At 64.7% G+C, this 22,079-nt stretch carries 19 protein-coding genes and 1 tRNA gene; 7 read left to right on the top strand and 13 right to left on the bottom strand.

What is annotated here, in order from left to right; genetic code table 11:
• Window positions 1-7: 7 nt before the first annotated feature.
• From XM53_RS06550 to XM53_RS06515, 8 genes are all read right to left on the bottom strand, one after another.
• A complete protein-coding gene (locus XM53_RS06550; RefSeq protein WP_057791531.1) occupies window positions 8-4,369 on the bottom strand; it encodes a chemotaxis protein CheB in 4,362 nt (1,453 codons plus the stop codon).
• A 97-nt stretch (window positions 4,370-4,466) separates the two neighbouring features.
• Complete coding sequence (locus XM53_RS06545; RefSeq protein WP_057791529.1) at window positions 4,467-4,853, bottom strand: DUF4112 domain-containing protein; 387 nt, start codon at window positions 4,851-4,853, stop codon at window positions 4,467-4,469.
• Window positions 4,854-5,075: 222 nt separating this feature from the next.
• The gene (locus XM53_RS06540) at window positions 5,076-6,725 is read right to left on the bottom strand and encodes a S41 family peptidase (protein WP_057791527.1); all 1,650 of its coding nucleotides are present in this window, start codon (window positions 6,723-6,725) and stop codon (window positions 5,076-5,078) included.
• Window positions 6,726-6,741: 16 nt separating this feature from the next.
• Entirely contained in the window at window positions 6,742-8,202 is a 1,461-nt protein-coding gene (locus tag XM53_RS06535; protein ID WP_057791526.1) for a SagB family peptide dehydrogenase, read from the bottom strand.
• 10 nt (window positions 8,203-8,212) lie between these two features.
• Window positions 8,213-10,468 (bottom strand): TOMM precursor leader peptide-binding protein, encoded by a 2,256-nt coding sequence (locus tag XM53_RS06530; RefSeq protein WP_057791524.1) that lies wholly within the window; start codon window positions 10,466-10,468, stop codon window positions 8,213-8,215.
• A gap of 92 nt (window positions 10,469-10,560) precedes the next feature.
• Window positions 10,561-12,315 carry a hypothetical protein gene (locus XM53_RS06525; RefSeq protein WP_144435481.1) on the bottom strand — a complete coding sequence of 585 codons (1,755 nt, stop codon included), beginning with the start codon at window positions 12,313-12,315 and terminating at the stop codon, window positions 10,561-10,563.
• Between the two features lie 413 nt (window positions 12,316-12,728).
• Window positions 12,729-12,804 (bottom strand) — tRNA-Ala (locus XM53_RS06520).
• A gap of 95 nt (window positions 12,805-12,899) precedes the next feature.
• On the bottom strand, window positions 12,900-13,226 hold the full coding sequence (locus XM53_RS06515) for a TIGR02300 family protein (RefSeq protein WP_057791520.1): 327 nt from the start codon (window positions 13,224-13,226) through the stop codon (window positions 12,900-12,902).
• 114 nt (window positions 13,227-13,340) lie between these two features.
• On the opposite strand from XM53_RS06515, the gene XM53_RS06510 reads away from it, so the two are divergent.
• From XM53_RS06510 to XM53_RS06495, 4 genes are read left to right on the top strand one after another with little or no spacing between them, the layout of a single operon-like run.
• On the top strand, window positions 13,341-14,030 hold the full coding sequence (locus tag XM53_RS06510) for a M48 family metallopeptidase (protein ID WP_057791518.1): 690 nt from the start codon (window positions 13,341-13,343) through the stop codon (window positions 14,028-14,030).
• A gap of 45 nt (window positions 14,031-14,075) precedes the next feature.
• Complete coding sequence (locus tag XM53_RS06505; RefSeq protein ID WP_057791516.1) at window positions 14,076-14,753, top strand: GntR family transcriptional regulator; 678 nt, start codon at window positions 14,076-14,078, stop codon at window positions 14,751-14,753.
• A gap of 43 nt (window positions 14,754-14,796) precedes the next feature.
• Window positions 14,797-15,516 carry a bifunctional 2-polyprenyl-6-hydroxyphenol methylase/3-demethylubiquinol 3-O-methyltransferase UbiG gene (ubiG, locus tag XM53_RS06500; RefSeq protein WP_057791514.1) on the top strand — a complete coding sequence of 240 codons (720 nt, stop codon included), beginning with the start codon at window positions 14,797-14,799 and terminating at the stop codon, window positions 15,514-15,516.
• Complete coding sequence (locus tag XM53_RS06495; RefSeq protein ID WP_057791512.1) at window positions 15,513-15,911, top strand: DUF4149 domain-containing protein; 399 nt, start codon at window positions 15,513-15,515, stop codon at window positions 15,909-15,911. Before ubiG ends, XM53_RS06495 begins: the two co-directional genes overlap by 4 nt.
• Here the strand turns inward: XM53_RS06495 and XM53_RS06490 are convergent.
• Complete coding sequence (locus tag XM53_RS06490) at window positions 15,908-16,870, bottom strand: acetyl-CoA carboxylase carboxyltransferase subunit alpha (protein WP_057791510.1); 963 nt, start codon at window positions 16,868-16,870, stop codon at window positions 15,908-15,910. The genes XM53_RS06495 and XM53_RS06490 overlap by 4 nt on opposite strands.
• A gap of 109 nt (window positions 16,871-16,979) precedes the next feature.
• Between XM53_RS06490 and XM53_RS06485 the strand changes: the two genes are divergently transcribed.
• Both XM53_RS06485 and XM53_RS06480 read left to right on the top strand, forming a co-directional pair.
• Window positions 16,980-17,537, top strand: coding sequence for a helix-turn-helix domain-containing protein (locus XM53_RS06485; RefSeq protein ID WP_057791508.1), 558 nt, complete (start codon window positions 16,980-16,982; stop codon window positions 17,535-17,537).
• Window positions 17,534-18,061 (top strand): GNAT family N-acetyltransferase, encoded by a 528-nt coding sequence (locus XM53_RS06480; RefSeq protein WP_057791507.1) that lies wholly within the window; start codon window positions 17,534-17,536, stop codon window positions 18,059-18,061. The genes XM53_RS06485 and XM53_RS06480 overlap by 4 nt, the downstream gene beginning before the upstream one ends.
• Here XM53_RS06480 and XM53_RS06475 read toward each other — a convergent pair.
• Together XM53_RS06475 and XM53_RS06470 are read right to left on the bottom strand one after the other, a co-directional pair.
• Window positions 18,058-18,681 (bottom strand): hypothetical protein, encoded by a 624-nt coding sequence (locus XM53_RS06475; RefSeq protein ID WP_057791505.1) that lies wholly within the window; start codon window positions 18,679-18,681, stop codon window positions 18,058-18,060. The genes XM53_RS06480 and XM53_RS06475 overlap by 4 nt on opposite strands.
• Before the next feature lie 43 nt (window positions 18,682-18,724).
• Window positions 18,725-19,327, bottom strand: a complete 603-nt coding sequence (locus XM53_RS06470; protein WP_144435479.1) for a LysE family translocator — start codon at window positions 19,325-19,327, stop codon at window positions 18,725-18,727.
• An 82-nt stretch (window positions 19,328-19,409) separates the two neighbouring features.
• Between XM53_RS06470 and XM53_RS06465 the strand changes: the two genes are divergently transcribed.
• Complete coding sequence (locus XM53_RS06465) at window positions 19,410-19,853, top strand: Lrp/AsnC family transcriptional regulator (RefSeq protein ID WP_057791502.1); 444 nt, start codon at window positions 19,410-19,412, stop codon at window positions 19,851-19,853.
• 49 nt (window positions 19,854-19,902) lie between these two features.
• On the opposite strand, the gene XM53_RS06460 is transcribed toward XM53_RS06465, so the two are convergent.
• Both XM53_RS06460 and XM53_RS06455 read right to left on the bottom strand, forming a co-directional pair.
• On the bottom strand, window positions 19,903-21,213 hold the full coding sequence (locus XM53_RS06460; RefSeq protein WP_057791500.1) for an ABC transporter permease: 1,311 nt from the start codon (window positions 21,211-21,213) through the stop codon (window positions 19,903-19,905).
• A complete protein-coding gene (locus tag XM53_RS06455) occupies window positions 21,210-22,016 on the bottom strand; it encodes a taurine ABC transporter ATP-binding protein (protein ID WP_057791498.1) in 807 nt (268 codons plus the stop codon). The genes XM53_RS06460 and XM53_RS06455 overlap by 4 nt, the downstream gene beginning before the upstream one ends.
• Window positions 22,017-22,079 lie beyond the last annotated feature (63 nt).

Genomic DNA, 22,079 nt, shown 5'->3' with positions numbered 1-22,079 from the left:
CGTAGTTCTACGCCACATGCGCTAGGGATATCCTGACATGAATACCCGTATCGTGATAGTCGATAGTCACGTCTGCACCTTGCGCCGCAAGGATGCGGGTCAGCAGTGTGGTGCCAAACCCGCCCGTGGTTGGGGTCTTAACGCCCGACAGGCCCGATTCGATCCAGTCTATCTGTAATCCACCCTCGGTCGTCCATCTGATATCAAGCTGCCCGTCCTCGTTCGCAAGCGCCCCGTACTTGCTGGAATTGGTTGTCAGTTCGTGGAATCCCAGCGCCAGCGTCTGCACAAGGCTCGGCGGCAGTTCGACATAAGGACCGTCCACATGGATCGCTTCGACGCGACTGGCGCGGTACGGGTCGATCTCGGTCTCGACCAGCTGTTGCAGTGACATGCCCTGCCATTTGGCATCCGCCAGCTGCCGGTGTGCCGCCGCCATCGCACGTATGCGGGACTGAAGCGAATCGCGATACTCCTCCAATGTTTTCGAGGAACGCCCGGTCATCCGCGTGATGGTCGAAACCGTGGCCAGGATGTTTTTCACCCGGTGATCCAGCTCGGCCGAGATGACAGCCAGCCTTTGCGCTTCCGCCTTTCGCTCGGTGATATCCAGGTTCAGCCCGACCCAGGATGTTATCCTGCCCCACGCGTCGCGTATGGGCCGCCCCAGGGCCAAGGTATGATATGTCTTGCCATCCTTGCCGATGATATCCAGCTCGCGTTCCCACGGAGTTCCCGTCCGCAGCGTGTCCTGCCACAGCTCCCGGACCTCCTCGCGCATACCCGGGGCGACACATGCGATCAGGCCGTCTGTTTGGGCTTCCGCCAGGGTCTTGCCGACCAGATCCAGGAAAGCGGGGCTGACATAGGTCAGCGTCCCCTCGGCATCGTTGATCCATACACCGAACGGGATGGATTCACCCAGAGTGCGATACTGGTCGAACCGTTCGGCCAGGTCGCGCTCCAGCCGTTTGCGCTCGGTCACATCCAGAGCGGCGGAAAAGAACCCGGTCACCTCTCCCGACCCATCACGCCGCGGCGCATAACTGACCAGCACGTCGCGTCTCTCGCCGGTGGGCGCCGCGCCGATCGTCACTTCAAAGTTCTGCTCTTCACCGCGAAGCGCGCCGGCGACATGTGGCGCAACTAGCTTGTACGCCTCCGGGTTCACCAGGTCCGAAACCCGCATTCCCTCGATCTCGTCTGCCGTCCGGCCCCAGAACTCGTAGGCTTTGTTGACGAACTCATACCGTTGGTCGGCATCGATCACCGCGAACAGGATCGGCAGGCTGTCGGCCATGTCGCGCAGCTGACGGCGCTCTTCCTCGATATTTTCCATGGCCCGGCTGCGCGCGATCATCAGCCACAGAACATTCGATGTCGCCTGAAGAAAGTTGATGTCGTCGGCGTCGAAACCACAGCGGTCGGGGTCGCTCTCATGCACCCCCAGAACGCCCCACGGCGCGTCGTTCGGTCCGATGATGACGCTTGCACCGCACAGGATGTGGTGATCCTTCAGCAATCTCGGCGCTGTGAACCGCCTTTCCTCGCGGAAGTCCTTGACCACCACCGCGCTGCGCTGTTGCAGCGTATAGCCTGCTTGGCTTTCGATGCCCGTGCCGACAGTCGATTCCCCCACCGTGGCCTCGGTCCAGCCGACGCCCGCGCGCAGCGTCAGCCGTCCGCCATCGGGCTCAAGTTGAAGCACCTTGGTGAATCGCACGTTCATGTGCTCCGACAGCTCGCGCACCGCCAGGTCCAGAACATCCTGAAGCTCGGCACCCGACAGCGCCAACCGGCCCAGGTCGGCCACGGCCTCCTGCTGCGCCTCGCGACGGCGGGCGGAGGCACGGGCCTCTTGCAGGTTGGTGACATCCGTGTACGACACCACAACGCCCTTGATCAGGTTCTCGGATGTCCGGTAGGGACGCAGGCGGCGAATGCGGTGCCTGCCGTCGTCGGTACTGATCTCGGCCTCCAGGTCGACCAGTCTTTCAAGGCAGGTGCGCGCGTCGTCTATCAGGTTCGGGTCCTGAATCCGCATCACGATATCTTCGACCGGTCGCCCGATATCGCCATCAATGATACGCATCACGTCCTTCATCGCCGGCGTAAAGCGCCGGATCATCAGATCGGTATCCAGGAAAATCACCCCGATATCGATCGAGGTCAGTAGGTTGTTGAGGTCATTGTTGGTCTGTTCCAACTCCTCGATCTTGTCCTCGAGCTGGCTGTTGACCGTCGACAGCTCCTCGTTGAGCGATTGCAGCTCCTCGCGCGAGGTCTCCAGTTCCTCGTTGGTGGACTGAAGTTCCTCGTTCATGCTCATGACCTCTTCGTTCGAGGCCTTCAGCTCTTCGTTCGAGGTCTCCATCTCCTCGATGATCGATTGCAGGTCTTCGCGCGTCGATTGCAGCTCGTATTCCAGCGTCTCGACAGCATCGCGCTCATCCGGCTCGGCCGCGTCCCGCGCCTTGGCACGGGCCTCTTCCTCGGCCTCCTTGTCGCGCTTTTCCGACGCATCCTCGAAGCGGACAAGATAATTGGGCTCGCCATCGCTGCCGCCGACCTCTTCGGCTGAAATCCGAACGCTGATCTGGCCGTCGCCGCGCGGCACATTCAGCGCAAGCGACTCCGCGCCTTCCCCGCCGGACCGGATCGCGTTCAGCACCGTGCGCAGCTTGCTTCGCAATTCGGGCAACACGATATCAGGCAGCCGGCTGGTCGGCTCGCCGGTAGGGAATTGCAGGTAGTCGCGCACCGCTCCGTGAAAATACAGCACCTCAAGGCTTTTATTCGCGACGACGCAAGGCGGTACGAAACGCTCCATCAACTGGCGTCGCGCGGTCTCGGCAACCGGCGCGAACGAGCGCGTGTGCGACGGCAGTTTCGGCCCGTCATTCGACCCGCTCGGCGCAACCGGAAGCTTACTGGGCCGCACCCGGCCGGTGAGCGCCTTGCGATAGATCCGGTTGCTTTTGTCGACCGCCGTGAACAGGCGCCCCGGACGCTCCGCGCTTTCGGAATTGCCCAGGAAAAGATGCCCGTTCTCGGCCAGGGCGAAATGGAACATCTCGATCATGCGCTGCTGCACGTCGGGCTCCAGATAGATCATCACGTTGCGGCAACTGATGACGTCCAGGCGCGAAAAGGGCGGGTCCGAGATCACGTTCTGCTGGGCAAACACAACCGTTTCGCGCAACCGCTTGCTGACCAGGAATGTGTCATCCTCTTCCGCCACGAAGGCCTTGCGCATCCGCTGGGGAATATCGGACAGTGCGGCGGTCGGGTAGCGGCCGCTTCGCGCAAGTTCGATGGCTCGCGAGTTGAGGTCCGTGGCGAACACCTGCACCGGAAAATCTGCACGACGCTGGTCCAGCCGTTCGCATATCACCATCGCCAGCGTATAGGCTTCTTCCCCGCTGGCACACCCGGGCACCCAGGCCCGGATCGTATCCTTCTTCTTTTTGCCGTCCAGCATCGGCTCTATGACCTTGTCGGCCAAAGCCTCCCACGCCTCGGGCTCGCGGAAAAAGCGGGTCACGCCGATCAGCAGGTCGCGGAACAGGCGATGCACTTCCTCGGGTGTTTGGTTCAGGTACACAACATAGTCTGACAATTCCCGGAACTGCCCCAGCCCCATGCGCCGCTGGATCCGCCGCTCGATCGTGCCACGCTTGTAGTCTCGAAAGTCGTAGTCTGTCTGAGACTGCAAAAGCCGCAGAACCTCGCTAAAGTCATCCGGCGTCTGTTCCGACAGCGGCGTGCCGGTATCGGTCTCTTCGCGCAGGTAAGGGTGATCGAAGAACTGTTTCAAACGCTTCGGCATCTCGGCGACCGGCAGGATGAAATCCACAAGTCCCGTGTCGGCGGCGCTGCGTGGCATTCCATCATGTTCGGCCCCGGCAGCGTCCTGTGCCATGACCATGCCGCCGACCGCTTTGATGTCGCGTAGTCCCAGCGTGCCGTCGCTGCCCGTGCCGGACAAAACGATACCGATCGCCTTTTTCCCGCGCTCCTCGGCCAGCGACCGGAAAAAATAGTCGATCGCCATGCGCATACCCCGCTGCTCGACCGGCTCATCCAGGCAAAGCTTGCGGTCGATCAGGCGGATGAACTTGCCCGGCGGGATCACGTAAACAGTATTGGGTGCCAGCAGCATGTCATCCTGGGCCTGCACCACGGTCATCGAGGTTTGTCGCGCCAGCAGATCCGCCATCATGCTGGGATGGTTCGGGTCCAAATGCTGGATCAGGATATAGGCGGCACCGGTATCGCCTGGCAAAGCGCTCAGGAATCGCTTGTAGGCCTCCAGCCCCCCGGCGGATGCACCGATTCCGACGATTGGAAAGTCCTCGTGCTCTGCCATGCGCCCTCCTGACAGGTGAAGCCTATCGGAAATCGGTTCGCTTAAACAACGTGTTCTTGATCCGCGAAGTCTGTTTCATGATGCGCCGGAGGACGTTTCACCCCCGCATCATTTCAAGCGCATCCCCTTCGGGTGCCGATGGGCCTGCCAACTCGCGGCGCAGCAGCGCCACGTTACGCCGGTGGGACTTGAAGAAAAGGTCGAATGCGTCCCCGATCACGGGAATGCCGCCCAGGACCGTGTCGATCCCGGTATTCAGCGCCATGCGGCCCAGAACACGTTTGCGCGCGCCCATCCGGTGCCCCTCGACGACGATCCACGCACCGGGCCCAAGCGTGATCAGGTCGCCGACCCCCGGGATCAGCCCCAGGATCGAGTCCCACCCGACGGGGATGCCCAGCACCGGTATCCGGAACTTGCTGTCCAGAGTGTTGGCCAGACGATCCAACCGGGCGAATCGCGCGGTTCGGTCGTCGTCCGTCATCGCGGAGCGCCGCGCTCTGACCCTTCATTCAACCGCCGGGGCGCGATCCGCACGGGTTGCCGCACCCCAAGGCGGGCCAGGACCATCGCGACGGATTGCAGCAGAAACATTGAAATATCCTTTCACGGGCTTGGGCCTGCCAGCTATGCAGACCTGCACGATCAACGTGCAGGCTCGGCCCGAGGTTCCGTGCCGCAAATCCGCGCGTGCGCTGCGTCCGCGTCAGGGCGGCGGCTGCTGCAACAGGTTCACAGCCGCGATCAGCATATCCTCGTTGACGCCCAGCACGTCGCGGCGCGTCGGGAAATAGCGCTGCGTCGCCGTCGCGCCCAACCCCTCCAGCGGCAGCCCCCGGTTCGGCCCGGCGCGCAACGCGCGGCGCACGGCCACGCGACAGTCCATGCCCACAGGCAGATGCGGAATGGGCGGCAGACCGGCCTCGGCGGCAAAGCCCGAAATCTGCGACAGGCTCCAGACATTCGCGCCGCCCGCTCCGGTCGTCGGATCAAGCCCCAGGATATGACCCAGGCGATTGTCCTCGAACCCGGCCACGAAGTAATCCGTCGTGGAATAGCTCAGAGCGTCGATCACCACCACGACCGGCCCGCCATAGCTGTGTTCCAGCCCGGCGTAATGCTCGGGGTCCGACAGCTCGAACCCTTGCGAGAACCCCTGGCCCGTCTCGTAGACCATCTCCAGCGAGCGGTGCCAGCGTTCGAAAAACGGGATCGCCCCCGACATAGTTCGCAAGGGGCGGCTGGCGCGAAACACGTTGCGCGTGGGCTCGATCGCCCGGTCGGTGATCATGTGCAGCAGCGCCTCGCCCGCCGGAATGGTCCCGCCGGGATTGCCGCGCACGTCGATGATCAGCCCCGCGGGCGGCATCTGGCGCAGCACTTGTGCCATTTCCTCGGCAAAGCCGCGCACATCCGGCACCGAGAACGAGAACAGCCGCAGATACCCATAGGCCCGCCCGTCATCCAGCGTCAGCGTCGAGGCGCTTATCAGGTTCTCCAGACCGGCCGAGCCGTCCAGCGGTTCCGACAACAACCCGCCGTGCCGCCCCTCACGCTTGCGGATCACACTGGCGCGACGGGGCTTTGCGAAGATGTCCTTCAAGCCGGTGTTGATGATCTCGGTGCCCTCATCAAGCCCCACCATCGCCGCCAAGGGCGTGGTCATCGCCGCCCCCGACAAAAGCCCGCCCGCCCCGCCGCCGCCGTCGGGCGCCAGCGCGATGCGCCAGTTCAGGCTGATATGCCGCCGCTCGCCCTTGAGCGAGATGTAGCTCAGCGTCACCCAGTCCTCCTGCGGCATCTGCATGTATCCCAGCGCCCGCAGCGTCAGGCTGCGCTGGGCCAGCGCGATGCGGGCATAGGGGTTCGACCCCGGCGTGCTCCATGAAAACTGGTTGATCAGATGGGCCACGGGCGTGCCGTTCCAGTGCGTGACCTCGACGCCCACCTCCAGCTGGTCGTCCGGCACCTCGCCCGCGATCCGGGTGACCAGCAGAACGCGCCGCCCGCCCTCGTAGCAGCTTTCCAGCACCACCGGCAGAAAGGCGATCATCCGGTTCAGCGGGTCGGGCAGGCGGAGCGCGGTGTGGCGGTCGCGCAGCTTGGTGAAGACCGAATTCAGCCGGTCCAGGAATTCAAGATTGTTGAGGTATAGCGGCGCGTCATCGGCCAGAAGCTCCAGCTCGCGGTCGGGGTTGATCGCCATCGCGCCCACCTTCTGCGGCAGGTGCACGTAATAGTCCCGCAGAAGGTCGCGCAGGCCGCTGGCCGTGTTGCGCCGGTCGTCCGCCGTCATCTGGACGTCGAAATCCCGCATCGTCCAAAGGTCGAACTCCTGGTACCCGGTCTGCGGCATGGCGCTCTCCTCGCTCTCAGGCCGGGGGTCCGCTCAGCGCGAACTCACCGACCGATCCCTCTCGTTCCATCCGGCAGCCGGTCAGCCGGGCGAAGACCTCGATCGAGCCCAGGCCCAGACCGCAAGGCGACAGCCCCATCGCGGTGGCGGCCAGGTAGAAGGCCATGTAGATCGCCCCGGCGTTCTTCAGCTGCGTGGCATAGGCCATGCCCGAGTATTTCCAGCTGACCCGCTGGAACCTTGACCCAAGCGTCAGCACCGCGTCGGGCACTGTCGTTCCGGCCATGGCAGTGCTTGCCTGCCCGATCATCGCCTCGCACTCGGCGTTCCACGGGCGGACCTGCAACAGTTCGTGAGTGGTGGCGGCGTAAAAATAAAAACCAGGCGGCAATCCCGCGACTTCGCGCGCCGTGACCCAGACGTCCTGCTCATAGCTGCCCCCGCCCGACGGGTAGGGGCGCGCGGTGAAGTCTCCCGCCTCGCTTTCAAAGCTGCGGGTGATCCGCGCCGTGCGCCACAGGAAGGTGCCAAGCTCCTGCAAGGTCAGATGCCGCCGCAACTGCGGTCGGACCGAGGCGCGCGCCGCGATGACTTGCGACAGGCTGGGATCGGTGGCCGCCATCGCCGCCTCGTCCGGCACGGGCAGGGGCACGCGGGCCGTGTGCTCCGGCTCCGGGCGGATGGCGGGCACCGGGTCGACGATGTTCTTGAATCGGAAATCCCCGCCGATCGGCTGATCGTGCCGCCCCAGACGCGCCCGGACATGCATGACCAGATCATGCACGCTCCATTGCCGCAGCACCGGGTCGCGGTCCTCGGCGCTCAGCCCCTCGGCGTCCAGCGGACAGATCAATCCGGCCGCCAGAAGCATCGCCAGGATCGGCTTGCATTCCTCTTCGGTGATCCGCGCCCGGTGAAACGCGTCCAGCCCCGCGCCCGAACCCAGCAGGGCAAGGCTGCGCATCGCGGTGGTGCTGCGCGCGTCGGTCGCGATATGGCAGCGAAACCGCGACAACGGGCTTTCCAGGATCAGGCCGCCCTCCGCCGGCAACCGCCCAGGCGAGATGCCGTCATCGTCCATCCGCACCTGCGCGAAGCGCGACAGGCGGTACACCGTATCGGGATCGGCCTCCGCGCCTGAAATCGCCGGCCCCGCCGCGACCGGCATCAGCCGAAACAGCGCCTCGCCCGCATCCTCGGTGGTGGCGTAGGCCAGCATCCGGTGCGCCGCCAACGTGTCCAGCGTGCGGCTGGCGACCACGGCGGCCAGCGGCTCGTCGCCCTGCATGGCCTCCAGCACCAACGCATCGACCGCGCTTCGGGCGACCGGCGCGCGCAGCATGTCCGCCAGCGCGACCGCCGTGTTCGGCGCGGACGTTCCGATGCTGGCCAGAACCTCGTCCAGCACCGCCGTGGGGTCGGCCGGGGACTGCGGGTCGGCATTGCGTCCGGGCGGTCGGCAAAGGCTCATGAACATCGCGGCATCCTCACAGGAACATCGCGATGGGGTTCAGCGCGGCCTCGTCCAGCGGCGCCTTCAGATCCCCCATCCTGACCGGCACGTCGTAAAGCCGACCCGGCGCATACCGCGCCCAGAAATGCCGTAGGCCCGGCGCCATGACCTTGACCACCGGCAGGCCCACATCGGCACGGGTCTGGTCCAGAATCAAAAGCTCGTGTCCGGCCCTTTCGATCGCGCCGATCGCCTCGGCCAGCAGGTCCGATATCGTCCCGCCCGTGCGGTCTGCCTGCGCGCCAGGATCGAACACGGCCTGCCCCTTGGGCTGAATGTAGGGCTGGTTCTCGTAGGTGGCGGTATGCCACCAGTGCAGGCATTCGGGATCGTCGAACGCATAGCGCGTGGTGCCATCCTCGGCCACGTCGAGAACCGCGGGCATGAACTGGTTCATCTCGGTGATCGCCCGCAGAATTCCCGTCCGCGCATCCAGATGCGCGCCGAACCCCATGACAATATCCTCGGTCGGCCCATAAGTGCGCCGGTTCAGGCAGACATAGGACGGAATGCCCAGGTCGGTTGTCAGATCCAGCACCCAGAACTCGCGCCCGATCCGGGCGAACCAGTCCTGCATCTCGGCGATGAACGGATCATCCATCGCCGCCAGGTCGACCTGCGGCCGCGGCACCCGGTTGTACCACCAGACCGCGACGCTGTCGCGCTCGACCAGTTCGAACAGACCCTGCAGCACCGCATCCTCATAGGACGCGCCCGCCGCGCAGCCATTGCTGTCGGCCCAGCTGGTGAACCGCGCGCCTTCCACCGGGTAGCTGTAGAACATCAGGCTGGCGGGCAGATACTTGATGCGCTTCTCGGTATGCGACCAGACCGGCGTCCAGTCGGTGACCTCGGTGTCTTCCAGCCAGTAGGGCACCACCTGGAACTGGCTGCCACGGGCGTTCCACGCGTCGCGCTCGCGGTACTGCCGTTCCGAGTACAGCATCAGGTCATTGGGGTGGATGCCGGCATCGCCAAACTGCCGCAACGTGCCGCGCAGAATGACCTCCTCGCCGCGATACTTGCCGCTGTAACGCTCCAGCGCCTCGCAAAGGGCCGATGTCCGCGCCTGCTGGTCCGTGCGCCCCTTGCCCGAAGAATAGCTGCGCAGGTTCTGCTTCAGCCCCATCAGGGCCATCGGCGCCACCGCAAGGTTGTTGCCGGCGCTGTAGGACCGCAGCGGCGTCTGCCCGTTCCACTGGCTGGGGATCAGTTCCTTGACGATCCCGGTCAGCGGGCTGATCAGCGGGCTGTAGCGGGCCAGCGTCTGCGCGGCACTGGCGCTGCGCTCGCCGTTCTCGACCCCCTTGACCGACCGGAACGCGCGAAATTCGGTCGGCGCGCCGCCGATCCGGCCAATTTCGGGGTCGCCGCAACAGCGGCATTGCGGCCGGGCCAGCAGCGGGTGCTGCCGCCGCGACAGGGCCATCGGGTCAAGCTCCTGAATCCGCCCTTCCAGGTCGGTGTTGCGGCCCGACTGCACTAACCGCGCCAGTTGCACCGCCGCCGCGCTCAGCGCCTGCGCGACAAAGGCCTGCGGCCGCGACACCGGCCTGTCCGGCGGGCCCGCGATCCCCAGCCGCCGCGACAGCATCAGCTCGACCTCCCGGTTCTCGGCAAGCCGCGTGCGCAGGCACTCCCAACAGCCGGTCGCGCCCGGCACGAAAAGCGGCCCCACCAACGGCTTCAGCCCGGCGGGCCGCACCAGAAGCCACGGTTTGCCCTGCGCGTGGAAATATCCATTCCACTCTGCCAGCCGCGGATCGAGATAATCATCCGCAAGCACTAGTCCCACCGCACCGTCCGTGCCCTCGGACGCCACCTGCAACCCCATCGAGCCAAGCCATGTCGTCACCGCCGCGGGATCGGTTTCACCCAGCGTGACAACCTGGATCGGAAAGGCCGCGGCCCTGTCACGCGCGATGCGGGTGTCGATCCCGACGCTGGACCAGAACAGCGCCTCGTCCGGCGCGGCGTCGGCGTCGGCCTCTCGCACATGGCCCATCTGCGCCAGGTAATCCAGCGTCTGCGAAACCTCCTCGGGCGCGATCTGACCGGCGAGGCTGGCCACGATCTCGGTCCGCGTGCGCCGACCGTCGATCAAGGACAGGACGGGTGATATGACACCGCCCTCAAGCGCGAAACTCTCGGAGTCCGACAACAGGATATTGCCTTCGCCATGCAAAAGGTAAACGGCGAAATCCTCTCGCAACACGGGTCGGGCAATCATGGCGCACCTCCTTCAGGGCCGCTGTCCGGTCAGGAACATCAAGGCGTGTCGTCGCGGTCGCGGCCGGCCGTGGCCGCAACCGCATCCGCACGTCACCAGCCGTAGCCATAGCCCATGCTGGGCATACGCTCGGCCATGTTGACCGGCATCATGCGCGTGGCGGACATGGCCGCGCCGGGCCGCTGCACCTGAAGCGATTGCAACTCGCTCGATCCGCTGCCGTATGTTCCGGCCGAACCCACCGATCCCGCGCAGCCACCAAAGGTGCCGGCGCTGCCGAACGTGCCCGCCGAGCCCCAGCAATCACCGCTCAGGGGATCACCCGTCATGCCTGCGCCGCCGTCGTTGCCGACACAGCCGCAATAGGTCGCGAAGCTACCCAGTGACGCGCCGGAAAGACGCGTCGACGACATGGCGTTGGTTGCCTGCGTCGCCTGGGTGGCCTGAGTGGCGGTCTGGCACTGCATCGCCTGCGGCATATGCGCCGTCTTCATCTGCAAATGCGCCCCGGCACAGCCATAGGTGCCTGCGCAAGCGAAGGTTCCGGCGGTGCCGCCCACGGTGCCCAGCGACCCGGCCGATCCGACCGAGCCCACACAATCGCCGGACACCGGCGCGCGGGCCGTGGCGTTCATCGCAGGCTTCTGCAAGGTCGCGCTGGTCACCATCGACGCCGTCGTCTGCACGCAGGGCGTCAGGCAGAAATCGGCCGTCTTCATGTTGACGTGCAAGTCCGACGATCCGCCGCTGCCATATGTCCCGGCCGATCCGATGGACCCCGCGCAGCCGCCAAATGTCCCGGCACTGCCGAAGGTTCCGGCGGAGCCCCAGCAATCGCCCGACATCGGCGCCGCGTAAGAGCCACCCGACAGCCGGGTCGATATCGGGCCGGGGTTCGTCAGTACGCTACCGGATGTTGCTTGCGGCCCGCTGGTGACCTGCGATCCCGTGGTCACCTGCGTCGCGGTCGTCGGTACCGGCGTGGTCAGGCATTGTTGAGTCAGCCGCGTCGCCGTCGTCAATTCGGTCGGCTTGATGCTGGCCTGGGTCATCTCGCATTGCCGGATCGTCGCAACCGTTGGCTTGATCGAGGCCTGCGACGCATTGGTCGCCTCGCAAGGCGCCTGCGCCCCGGCGCTGCCGTAGGTTCCGGCGGTCGCGAAGGTCCCTGCCGTGCCTCCAACCGAACCAAGAGAGCCGGCCGTTCCGATCGAGCCAACGCAATCGCCGGAAAGTGTCGAAGAAGTTCCTGAAGTCTGCATGGTATATCCCGTCGTAAAAGCTGTTGTTGCAATTGTCGTCGCTGCCGGCGCCTCTTGGTTGGTGTCGTCGCCGGGCTCTGCCGGCTTTTGGTCCTGGTCCTCGGACCCGGTCGGCGCATTGGCGCTGCCGCCGCCAGCCTGCGGTTGCCCCGACGCAAAACAGGCCCCGCAAAAACCGCTGGCCACGCAGCCTTGCGTCACCGCGCAAGCCTGGCAGGCCCCGGACCCGGCGGTCATCCCGCCACTGCCCTGGTTGACCGCGTCCTGCCCCGGCATCACGCCCTCGCCTGATGCGGGCGGCTTGGTGGCCGCGTCGATCATCTCAAGCGCGTCCGAATAGGTGGGGATCAGGTCGTCCTCGGGGTCGATGCCGCTGATGTCCGAAACTCCGAACGCCGCGAACGCCTCGCCAAGATTGTCACGCAGCACGGATGCGAAATCACTGTCCGACGCAGCTCGAGATATGATCCGCGCCCAGACAAGCTGAACCTCCGGGGACGGACCGGCCGCACCCTCGCCAGCGGGTGTTTTCTTACCGCGTCCGGAGGTGTCGGATTTATCGTCAGAAGCTGGTTTTTTTGCCATACGAATGACTCCCTGACTATCAATTTTGGATGGAACCCAAGGCGACCATCTACAGTACAAAACAGAATAAAAATGCGTTTGCGCCAATGCTACGCGTCAAAGCAGATTTGTGTAAAGCATTTTTCAATTTAAGCGTGTCAAGCGCGAAAATTCAAATTCATGGCAATGGGTTACGGAATCACCCAAAAGCAGATTCGCAGTCGCGCCTAGGTAGTTTCCGGCGCGACCCAGCCTCAATTTCAGGCGTCGAAAACGCGTGATATCCTGCGACGAATCTCTGCTGGAAGCCGCCCGGTCAAACCCGACTCTCCGGCAGTCTCCCCGGCAACGGCAAGGCCATGACCTGCCCATACAAAAACCCGGCACCCATGCTGCCGTGTGATAAGGCTATGAATCTTATGAGTTCGGAAATTTGGTGGAGCCTAGCGGGATCGAACCGCTGACCTCCTGCATGCCATGCAGGCGCTCTCCCAGCTGAGCTAAGGCCCCGAACCGACGGCCCGTCTCCGAGCCTTCATTTGCCGCCTTCTAGGTAAAGCGGCAGGCGGGATCAAGTGGAAAATCCCGCCCTCTCACAACTTGGTTCAGCTCTCGTCGTCTTCCGACGCGACGTCCGCGATATCGTCCAGCGACACGTTGTCGTCATCGTCGTCGTCTTCCAGAACATCGTCGCCCAGGTCGACATCGACGTCATCATCATCGTCGTCGATGATTTCATCGTCGACCTCGTTGCCCTTCATCTTCTTGGTCTCGGCATCTTCCGCATCCGCGGTGATCGACCGGCTCTTGCCGGAATGCATCTCGACAACCTCGCCCGTGTAGGGGCTGACGATCGGGTCTTTGTTCAGGTCGTAAAACCGTTTGCCCGTCGTCGGGCAGACGCGCTTCACACCCCATTCTTCCTTGGGCATCCTTATCCCCTTCGGTGTCTGTGGACTTGCAGGCGTTCGACGTCCCCTGCCATAAGACGTATCAGGTGTCAAAGGCATAAAGCGCGGTACGGCGCTGCAAGAGGTGAGCGGCATATGGGGCATCATGTTCTGCCCGGCAACCCCCCGGTCGAAGTAATCCTGCGCCGCTCGGCGCGGGCGCGGCGGATTTCGCTTAGGGTGTCGGGCGTTGACGGGCGCGTGACGCTGACCATGCCCCCCGGCGTCGCCGAACGCACGGCGCTGGACTTCGCCAACGAAAAGGCCGCCTGGCTGCGGGCGCAGCTTTCACGTCAGCCCGACATGACCGAGGTGCGAATCGGCTCGGATCTGCCCGTCGAGGGGCGCCTGCGCCGTCTCTTGCCCGGTTCGGGCCGGCGGATTCAGCTTGCAGACGACACGCTAGCCGTGCCCGGCCCGCCCGAAACCGCGCCCCGGCGGGTACAGGCTTGGTTGAAAACCCGCGCTCGCGATCACCTCGCCGCCGCCTCGGACTACTACGCGCAGGCCGTTGGCCGCGAATATGCCCGCCTGACCTTGCGCGACACGCGCTCGCGCTGGGGGTCTTGCACCCATGATGCCGGCCTCATGTATTCCTGGCGGCTGATCCTCGCCCCGCGCGAGGTGCTCGACTACGTCGCCGCGCACGAGGTTGCGCATCTTGTCGAGATGAACCATTCCCACGCCTTCTGGACCATCGTCGAACGGCTTTGCCCTGATTACGACACGCCGCGCCGCTGGCTGCGGGAAAACGGCGCGGAACTTCACCGCTATCGCTTCGAGTGATGCAACGGGATTGACCGCGGGCCAATCCGTGATCACAAATGCGCCATGAACTTTCCGCCGCGTTCCGAAGCCGGGCTTGTCCCCGCCCCCGGCACCGCCCCGACCGGGTCGGCCCATGACCGCGTCTATCGCGGCCTACGCAGCCGCATCATGCATGGCGAACTACGCCCCGGCCAGGCCCTGACCCTGCGCGGCGTCGGCGCCGAGTACAACGTTTCCATGACCCCCGCCCGCGAGGCCGTGCGCCGTCTCTCCGCCGAAGGCGCCCTGACGGTCAGCAGCTCGGGCCGCCTGGCCGCGCCCGAGCTTGGCAATGAAAGGATCGAGGAACTGGCCGCCCTGCGCGCCCTGATCGAGGTCGAGCTGGCCAGCCGCGCCCTGCCCCGCGCCCACATGGCCCTGATCGACCGGCTGCAATCCATCAACGCTCGGATCACCGATCACATCGCCCACCAGGACGCGGTCGGGTACATCCGCTCGAACCTCGAATTCCACCGCACGCTATACCTGCGCGCCCAGGCGCCCGCGATGCTGGCGATGGCCGAAACCGTCTGGCTGCAACTGGGCCCCACGATGCGGGCGCTCTACGGCAAGCTGCAACAGAAAGAGCCGCCGCGCTATCACCGCCTGATCATCTCGGCGCTCAAGGCCGGCGACGAGCCGGGCCTGCGCCTTGCCGTCCGCTCGGACGTGACGCAGGGGCTGAAGATGCTGCTGGCCTGACGACGCCTCTGGATGCCTGCGCCCTCCGGCCTATCTCCGGCCCATGAACGACCGAACCCGCAACAAGCAAGAGATCTACGACGCCGCCGCCGCGCAATGGTGGTCGGACGATCTGCGCTGGGTGCGCACGCTGAAAAACCTCGTGCCCGCCCGCCTGAAATTCTTCGACCGGCACATCGATTGGGCGGGCAAAAGCGTGCTCGACCTGGGGTGCGCGGGCGGTTTCATGGCCGAGGCCATAGCGCAGCGCGGCGCGCATGTGACCGGCATCGACCCCGCGAAAGAGGCCATCGCCGCGGCCCGGTCCCATGCTGCGCAATCCGGCCTCGACATCCGCTACGACACCGGCGTGGGCGAGGCTCTGCCCTATGACGATGCGGCATTCGACGCTGTCGTCTGCGTCGATGTGCTGGAGCATGTCTCGGATCTGGGGCAGGTCCTGCAAGAGGTCGCCCGCGTCCTGAAACCCGGCGGGCTGTTCCTCTACGACACGATCAACCGCAATATGGTCGCCCGGCTGGCCACCATCACCGTGGCCGAGGATATCCTTGGCCTCTTGCCCAAAGGCACCCACGATCCGGCGATGTTCATCAAACCCGCCGAACTGACGGACGGATTGCAACAGGCCGGCCTGACCCCCGGCAAGATGGCCGGTCTCGGCCCCACCGGCCTGACCCGGCGGCTGGACTTCACCTTCGGCGTGCTGCCGTTCAAGCGGGTGATTTATATCGGCGCCGCCCGCAAACCAGAGGCCACGACATGAATATCCTCGCCCTGCTTCTGACCGCGCTGCTCTTCGGCGGGATGACGCTTTATGCCTTCGGTTTCGCGGCCTTCGTGCTGCGCGCCCTGCCGGAAGAGACGGCGCGCCCACTGATCCGCCGCGCCTTTCCGCATTTCTACCTGTTCGTGCTGGGCACGGCGGCTCTTGCCGCAGTCTGCGCCGCCTTCTCCGACCTTTTGTCCACAGTGATACTCGTCGTTATCGCGCTGACCACGCTTTACGCGCGCCAGTCCCTGATGCCCCGGATCAACGCCGCAACTGACGCCGGTCACACCAAGCGCTTCAAGCTGCTTCACGTCTTCTCGGTACTGATCACGCTGGCCCATATCGCCGGCGCGGCGTGGGCCATCATACGGCTGGGCGTCACGCTTTAGGCGGCCAGCCCGGTCGCGCCCATCTTAAGGAATTTCTCGCGCCGGTCGCGCACCAGCTCCTCGCGTGACAGATCCTTCAAACCGTCCAGCATGGCGCGGATCGCATCACCCACCGACGCCATCGCCCCCGTGGGATCGCGGTGCGCGCCGCCCTTGGGCTCGTCGATCACCCGGTCGATCACCCGCAGCTTCATCAGGTCCTGCGCGGTCAGCCGCAGCGCCTCAGCAGCCTCGCGCATCTTCTCGGAATCCTTCCACAGGATGCTGGCACAGCCCTCGGGGCTGATCACCGAATAGACGGAATGTTCCAGCATGGCCACGCGGTTGGCCGAGGCGAACGCCACCGCGCCGCCCGATCCGCCTTCGCCGATGATCACGCTGACCAGAGGCACACCGGCCTTCAGGCACATCTCGGTCGAGCGGGCAATCGCCTCGCTCTGCCCGCGTTCCTCGGCGCCCTTGCCGGGATAGGCGCCGGGCGTGTCGACCAGCGTGATCACAGGCAGGTTGAACCGGTCCGCCATGTCCATCAGCCGGATCGCCTTGCGATAGCCTTCGGGCCGCGCCATGCCGAAATTGCGCTCGATCCGGGACTTGGTATCGTTGCCCTTCTCGTGGCCGATCACCACCACAGGCGTGTCACCGAACCGCGCCAGACCGCCCATCACCGCCTGGTCGTCGGCAAAGTTCCGGTCGCCAGCCAGCGGCGTGTATTCCTCGAACAGCGCTTCGATATAGTCCTTGCAATGGGGCCGGTTCGGATGCCGCGCAACCTGGCATTTCCGCCACGGCGTCAGGTCCTTGTAAAGGTCGGTCAGCATGGTGGCCGCCTTGCGGTCCAGCGCCCCGGCTTCCTCCTCGACATCCATCCCCTCGGTCGTCCGCGCCATCGCTCGCAGCTCTTCGGCCTTGCCTTCGATTTCCGCCAGGGACTTTTCAAAGTCGAGGTAGTTGGTCATGCCCATGCTCCTGTTTGGCCAACGGGATATATGGAAACGGCCCGGGGGTTCAACAAACTTCGCAAGTTCCGGCTTGCGCGAATCCCGAAAATGGAATTTATTCCCATTTATGGAATCATCTCTCGCCGTCCCGCCCCCGCTGGCCAGACACATCCGCGACCTGCGCCACTCGCGCAACCTCACGCTCGCGGAGTTGGCCACCGCCAGCACCATCAGCCGCGCCAGCCTCTCGCGCATTGAAAATGGCGAGGTCAGCCCGACGGCCGACACCCTTGCCAAGCTCTCGACCGCATTGCGCCTGCCGATCTCGCAACTGATCGCGCCGCTGGAAGGCCGCTTTGAGGCGCTGGTGTCTCGCGACGCCCAGCCGGTCTATCACGATGCCAGTCACGGCTTTCACCGCCGCAACGTCTCGCCGCCCAGCGCCGACCTGCAACTCGAACTGGTCGAGGCGACGCTGAAACCGCACGCGCACATCTCCTACGACCAACCCAGCGTGCCGGGCCACGAACATCATTTCGTATTGCTGGAAGGCGCGTTGCAGATCACCGTCGACGGTCAGACCCACAGCCTGTCGCCCGGCGACTGTCTGCGCTACCGCCTGCACGGCGTGTCGGAATTCCGCGCCGGGCCTGACGGCGCCCGCTACCTGCTGGCACTCGCATGACGCCGCCCCGGATCGCCGCGCTGACCGGACCCGAGCTGGAGCGAAACCTTGACGGTCTCACCCGCCTGCTGATCGACACCGTGGCCGACGGCGCCGCCGTCAGCTTCCTGCATCCGCTCACACCCGAGACGGCCAGCGCCTTTTGGCGCGACGATGTCTTTCCGCATGTGACGGCCAACGCCCGCAGCCTGTTCACCGCCCAGCTTGGCGATACGCTGGCAGGGACGGTCCAGTTGATCACCGCTATGCCAAGAAACCAGCCGCACCGGGCCGAGATCGCCAAGATGATGGTCCATCCCACCGCTCGCCGCCGCGGTCTGGGGCGCGTGCTTCTGTCCGCCGCGCTGGACCACGCTCGTGCCTTGGGCAAGACCAACGTCACCCTCGACACCCGCAGCGGCGACGTCTCGCAATCGCTTTACGCATCCGTGGGGTTCGAGGTGGCGGGCGTCATCCCCGATTTCGCCCTCGATCCCGACGGGCGCACGCTGCATTCCACGACCTACATGTTCAAACGGCTCTAGCCGCCCGCGACGCCCAGCACAGCCCGCAGCGCCAACTCCGGTGAGCTCAGCACCGGCACGCCCAGATCCTCCAGCCGCGCCGCCGCGCCCGCCATCGAGGCTTGCGCCAGAACCACCGCCGCCACGTCGCCCTGCGCCGCCACGGCCTGCCGCACCTCGCCCGCTATCACGGCGTCAAAGGCGTCTGTCTCGCCTGCCTCGAACAAAAGCCAGTATTGCGGCATCGGCAGGGGATAAACCTTTTGCGGCGTCCCTTGCTCGGCCAAGGCCCGCTCCAGCAGAGCAAGACTGGGCGCATAGGTACTTTCCAAACAGAACGCCATCAGCACCGGCCCCCGCGCCCCTGCCGCCGCCCGCATCATCGGCCAGTCCACGCGCATCGCGCCCGCGCTCTCGGCCACCGGCCCAAGCGTCGTGCAGGTACACAGAACCGGCCCCCGGGCCCGCGCGACGACGCCTGCAATCTCGTCTTCCAGCGATGCGCCGCCGCCGTCCTCGGCCCGCTGCAGCCAGCGCGGGCGCACGATGTGGTTCAGGGTCGTGTCCGGTGCAATCCTGTCACGGATGCGGTCGAACCGCGCGCAATGCACCTTGGCGGTATGAAGAAGCGTGATCGTCATGCCGACCGTCATCGCAGCATCGCGGGTGCGTCGCAAGCCCGCCCTAGGCCGGCGGCTGACGCAGCACGAGGATCAGCGTGGCCACCAGCAGCGCCGCCATCACCCGGTTGAACACCCGCAGACGCGTCGGGCTGTTCAGAAAGCGCCGCATCTGCTGCCCCAGCACTGTCCAGCTTGTCGTGCTGACCACAGACACCACAACATACACGCCCGCGACCCACAGGACGGCGGCAAGGTCGCGGCTTGCCGCGTAGAGGGTGATGGCCGACAACGCCATGCTCCATGCCTTCGGATTCACCCACTGGAATGCCGCCGATTGCAGGAAACTCAGCGGTCTGCCCCCGGCCTGCGCTTCCTTTGGCGGCGCCGCATTGGCGATCTTCCACGCCAGGTACAGAAGATACAGCACACTCAGGACCTTCAGGATCACATAGGCGGGCGGCCACACATCGAAAAGCCGCATCACGCCAAGGCCCACGAGCACGATCATGCACGGAAAGCCCAGCGTAATGCCCAGCATATGCGGCACCGTCCGGCGGAATCCGAAGTTGGCCCCCGAAGCCATGAGCATCAGGTTGTTGGGCCCGGGCGTGATGACCGTGGCTAGGGCAAAGCCCGACAGTAGAAGAAGCAGATCGAATGTCATGGACGCAACCATATGCCGCATAAGGCGCAGTGAAATTGCGTTTGTTTGTGTTATTGAAAGTTTTGTGCAATCTGAATGCACCATGGATCAAATCAGCGACAAGATATTGCAAGAACTCCAACGTGACGGTCGGATCAGCAATCTGGACCTCGCGGAACGAGTCGGCCTCTCGCCCTCGGCCTGCCTGCGCCGGGTGCAGGATCTCGAACGCCGCGGCATCATCACCGGCTTCCGCGCCGTGCTCGACCGCTCCAAGCTGGGCGTCGGTTTCGTCGCCTATGCAACGGTCGGCCTCAACTCCCACACCAAGGACAGCCAGGTCGCCTTCGAGCGCGCCATGGCCATCGCCCCCGAGGTGGTGGAGTGTCACAACATCACCGGCTCGGTCGAATACCTTCTGCGGATCGAGGTCGCCGACCTACCCGCCTACAAGTCTTTCCACACCGACGTGATCGGCACCCTGCCGCAGGTCAACGCCATCACCTCTTTCGTGGTGATGGGCTCGCCCAAGGACATGCGCGCCTGAAACAAAACGCCCGGCGCATCGGCCGGGCGTTTCTGCCATATCGCTGGCGTCAGACGCGCCCTTTCCAGGGCACCAGCCATTTTTCCAGCATCCGGATGCCCACGTCGATCAGGAAACCGATGATCCCGATCAGGATGATCCCCACGATCACGATATCGGTCAGCTGGAATTTCGACGCGACCATGATCATCATGCCAAGGCCCCGCTCCGCGGCCACCAGTTCGGCCGCAACCACCGTGCCCCAGCAGACCCCCATCGCCACGCGGGCACCGGTGAATATCTCCGGCAGGCTGTTGGGAATGATCACCTTGGTCAGCACCTGCATCTTGCTCGCGCCCAACGAATAGGCCGCGTGCACCTTGGAAATCGCCACGCCCGACACGCCGGCCCGCGCCGCGATCGCCATGATCCACAGCGCCGCCAGGAACAGCAGGATCACCTTGGACTGCTCGCCGATGCCGAACCAGATGATCATCAGCGGGATCAACGCCAGCGGCGGCACCGGCCGCATGAACTCCACGATCGGGTCGAACCAGCCGCGCGCCCAGTTGGTCAGGCCCATCGCATAGCCCAGGGGGATCCCCACCAGCGCGCCGAAGAAAAAGCCCAGCAAGACCCGTTGCAGCGAAATCCACGTATGCTGCCAAAGCGTGTAATTGCGGTATCCGTCCTCGTTCAACTCGACGAACCGCTCCACCGTCACCTCGGGCGCGGGCAGGTACAGCCGCTGCATCCGGTTGCCCGTCGAGGGCGAGAATGTCGGCGTGCCCTTGTCCGTCAGCCCAAGCTCGCCTTCCGGCAGCTTGATCGTCTCGCCGGCCTGCACCTCGGTCCCGTTGAGCGCGGTAATGACGGCATCCTCGGACCGACCCAACTCGTCATTGCCCAGCACGTTGATCACCTTGTAGCCGTATCGCGGCACCACAACGCTGTCGTTCTTGGCAAACCCGTCGCCCGGCTCGACCTCGGGTGCGGCCGGGATGCGCCCCGGGTTGCCTTCGGAATCCACCGTCTGGCTGATATCCTCGCGGTAGACCAGAACGGATACCTCGGCATCGTCCGCCCGTCCGTCCGGCAACGTGGATGTATAGGTGAACGTGACCTCACCCAAATACGGCGACGAGGCCTGCGGCAACGGCAGGCTCGAATTGGTAAAGGCCACCCACAGCAGGAAGATCGTGATCACCGACAGCACACTGGCCGCCCGGTTCGGGCGGACGGCGCTTTCATCGCCAAAGGTGACCGTCTTCAGCGCAGTGAAATCGGCCCGCGCAAAGAACGCTCGGTACAGCGCCGAAACCGCGAGATACGCGACAAAGAACGCGGCCACGTAAAGCGCGAGAACGATGAACCCGGTCATGCGCTTTCCTCCACCCGGCCCATGATCTCTTCTTCCATGTTCCAGATCATCTCGAGGATTTCCTCACGCCGCTGACTGAACTCGGGGTGCTTCTTCACCTCGCGCAAGTCCTTGCCCACGCCCAGGTCGGCAAAGGGCAGGCGGTATTCCTTGTGGATGCGCCCCGGCCGCGGCGCCATGACCAGCAGACGCTCGCCCAAGAGCAGCGCCTCTTCCACCGAGTGGGTGATCAGGATGATCGTCTTGCCGGTTTCCTTCCACAGCTTCAGCACCAGCCCCTGCATCTTCTCGCGAGTCAGCGCGTCCAATGCCCCCAACGGTTCATCCATCAGGATGACGTCGGGATCGTTGGCCAGGCACCGCGCAAGTGCCACGCGCTGCTGCATCCCGCCGGACAGCTCGTAAATGGCCTTTTCCTTGAAATCCTTCAGGCCGACCACATCCAGCAGGTGGTTGACCGTCGGCATGTACTTGGACTTGCTCTCGCCTTTCATCCGGGGGCCAAAGCTCACGTTGTCGCGCACGCTCATCCACTCGAATAGGGCGCCTTGCTGAAACACCATGCCGCGTTCCGCATCGGGGCCGGTCACCTTGTGATCGTTTAGCGTGATCTTTCCCTCAGTCGGCGCAAGGAAGCCCGCCACGATGTTCAAAAGCGTGGTCTTGCCACAACCGGACGGCCCCAGCACGCTCATCAACTCCCCGCTCTGCAATTCCAGCGAGACGTCCTTGAGCGCCTGCACATGGCCGCCATTCGGCAAATCGAAGCGCATGGAAATATTGTCGATTTTCAGTGTCGACATGCCTGCCCCCTTCGTTTCGAGATTTTTGTAGGTCTTGAATGACCGCGGGCCATGCGCGTGGCC

Origin of the sequence: Roseovarius atlanticus (assembly GCF_001441615.1) — a bacterium.
GTDB lineage: Bacteria > Pseudomonadota > Alphaproteobacteria > Rhodobacterales > Rhodobacteraceae > Roseovarius > Roseovarius atlanticus.
The sequence above is the reverse complement of the archived record's forward strand: the minus strand, read 5'-3'. Positions and strand labels throughout refer to the sequence as shown.

What these genes read in the sequence shown, in the direction of transcription:
- XM53_RS06550 (WP_057791531.1), bottom strand. Translation starts at nt 4,369, where the DNA reads ATGGCAGAGCACGAGGACTTTCCAATCGTCGGAATCGGTGCATCCGCC.
- XM53_RS06545 (WP_057791529.1), bottom strand. Translation starts at nt 4,853, where the DNA reads ATGACGGACGACGACCGAACCGCGCGATTCGCCCGGTTGGATCGTCTG.
- XM53_RS06540 (WP_057791527.1), bottom strand. Translation starts at nt 6,725, where the DNA reads ATGCCGCAGACCGGGTACCAGGAGTTCGACCTTTGGACGATGCGGGAT.
- XM53_RS06535 (WP_057791526.1), bottom strand. Translation starts at nt 8,202, where the DNA reads ATGTTCATGAGCCTTTGCCGACCGCCCGGACGCAATGCCGACCCGCAG.
- XM53_RS06530 (WP_057791524.1), bottom strand. Translation starts at nt 10,468, where the DNA reads ATGATTGCCCGACCCGTGTTGCGAGAGGATTTCGCCGTTTACCTTTTG.
- XM53_RS06525 (WP_144435481.1), bottom strand. Translation starts at nt 12,315, where the DNA reads ATGGCAAAAAAACCAGCTTCTGACGATAAATCCGACACCTCCGGACGC.
- XM53_RS06515 (WP_057791520.1), bottom strand. Translation starts at nt 13,226, where the DNA reads ATGCCCAAGGAAGAATGGGGTGTGAAGCGCGTCTGCCCGACGACGGGC.
- XM53_RS06510 (WP_057791518.1), top strand. Translation starts at nt 13,341, where the DNA reads ATGGGGCATCATGTTCTGCCCGGCAACCCCCCGGTCGAAGTAATCCTG.
- XM53_RS06505 (WP_057791516.1), top strand. Translation starts at nt 14,076, where the DNA reads ATGAACTTTCCGCCGCGTTCCGAAGCCGGGCTTGTCCCCGCCCCCGGC.
- ubiG (WP_057791514.1), top strand. Translation starts at nt 14,797, where the DNA reads ATGAACGACCGAACCCGCAACAAGCAAGAGATCTACGACGCCGCCGCC.
- XM53_RS06495 (WP_057791512.1), top strand. Translation starts at nt 15,513, where the DNA reads ATGAATATCCTCGCCCTGCTTCTGACCGCGCTGCTCTTCGGCGGGATG.
- XM53_RS06490 (WP_057791510.1), bottom strand. Translation starts at nt 16,870, where the DNA reads ATGACCAACTACCTCGACTTTGAAAAGTCCCTGGCGGAAATCGAAGGC.
- XM53_RS06485 (WP_057791508.1), top strand. Translation starts at nt 16,980, where the DNA reads ATGGAATCATCTCTCGCCGTCCCGCCCCCGCTGGCCAGACACATCCGC.
- XM53_RS06480 (WP_057791507.1), top strand. Translation starts at nt 17,534, where the DNA reads ATGACGCCGCCCCGGATCGCCGCGCTGACCGGACCCGAGCTGGAGCGA.
- XM53_RS06475 (WP_057791505.1), bottom strand. Translation starts at nt 18,681, where the DNA reads ATGACGATCACGCTTCTTCATACCGCCAAGGTGCATTGCGCGCGGTTC.
- XM53_RS06470 (WP_144435479.1), bottom strand. Translation starts at nt 19,327, where the DNA reads ATGACATTCGATCTGCTTCTTCTACTGTCGGGCTTTGCCCTAGCCACG.
- XM53_RS06465 (WP_057791502.1), top strand. Translation starts at nt 19,410, where the DNA reads ATGGATCAAATCAGCGACAAGATATTGCAAGAACTCCAACGTGACGGT.
- XM53_RS06460 (WP_057791500.1), bottom strand. Translation starts at nt 21,213, where the DNA reads ATGACCGGGTTCATCGTTCTCGCGCTTTACGTGGCCGCGTTCTTTGTC.
- XM53_RS06455 (WP_057791498.1), bottom strand. Translation starts at nt 22,016, where the DNA reads ATGTCGACACTGAAAATCGACAATATTTCCATGCGCTTCGATTTGCCG.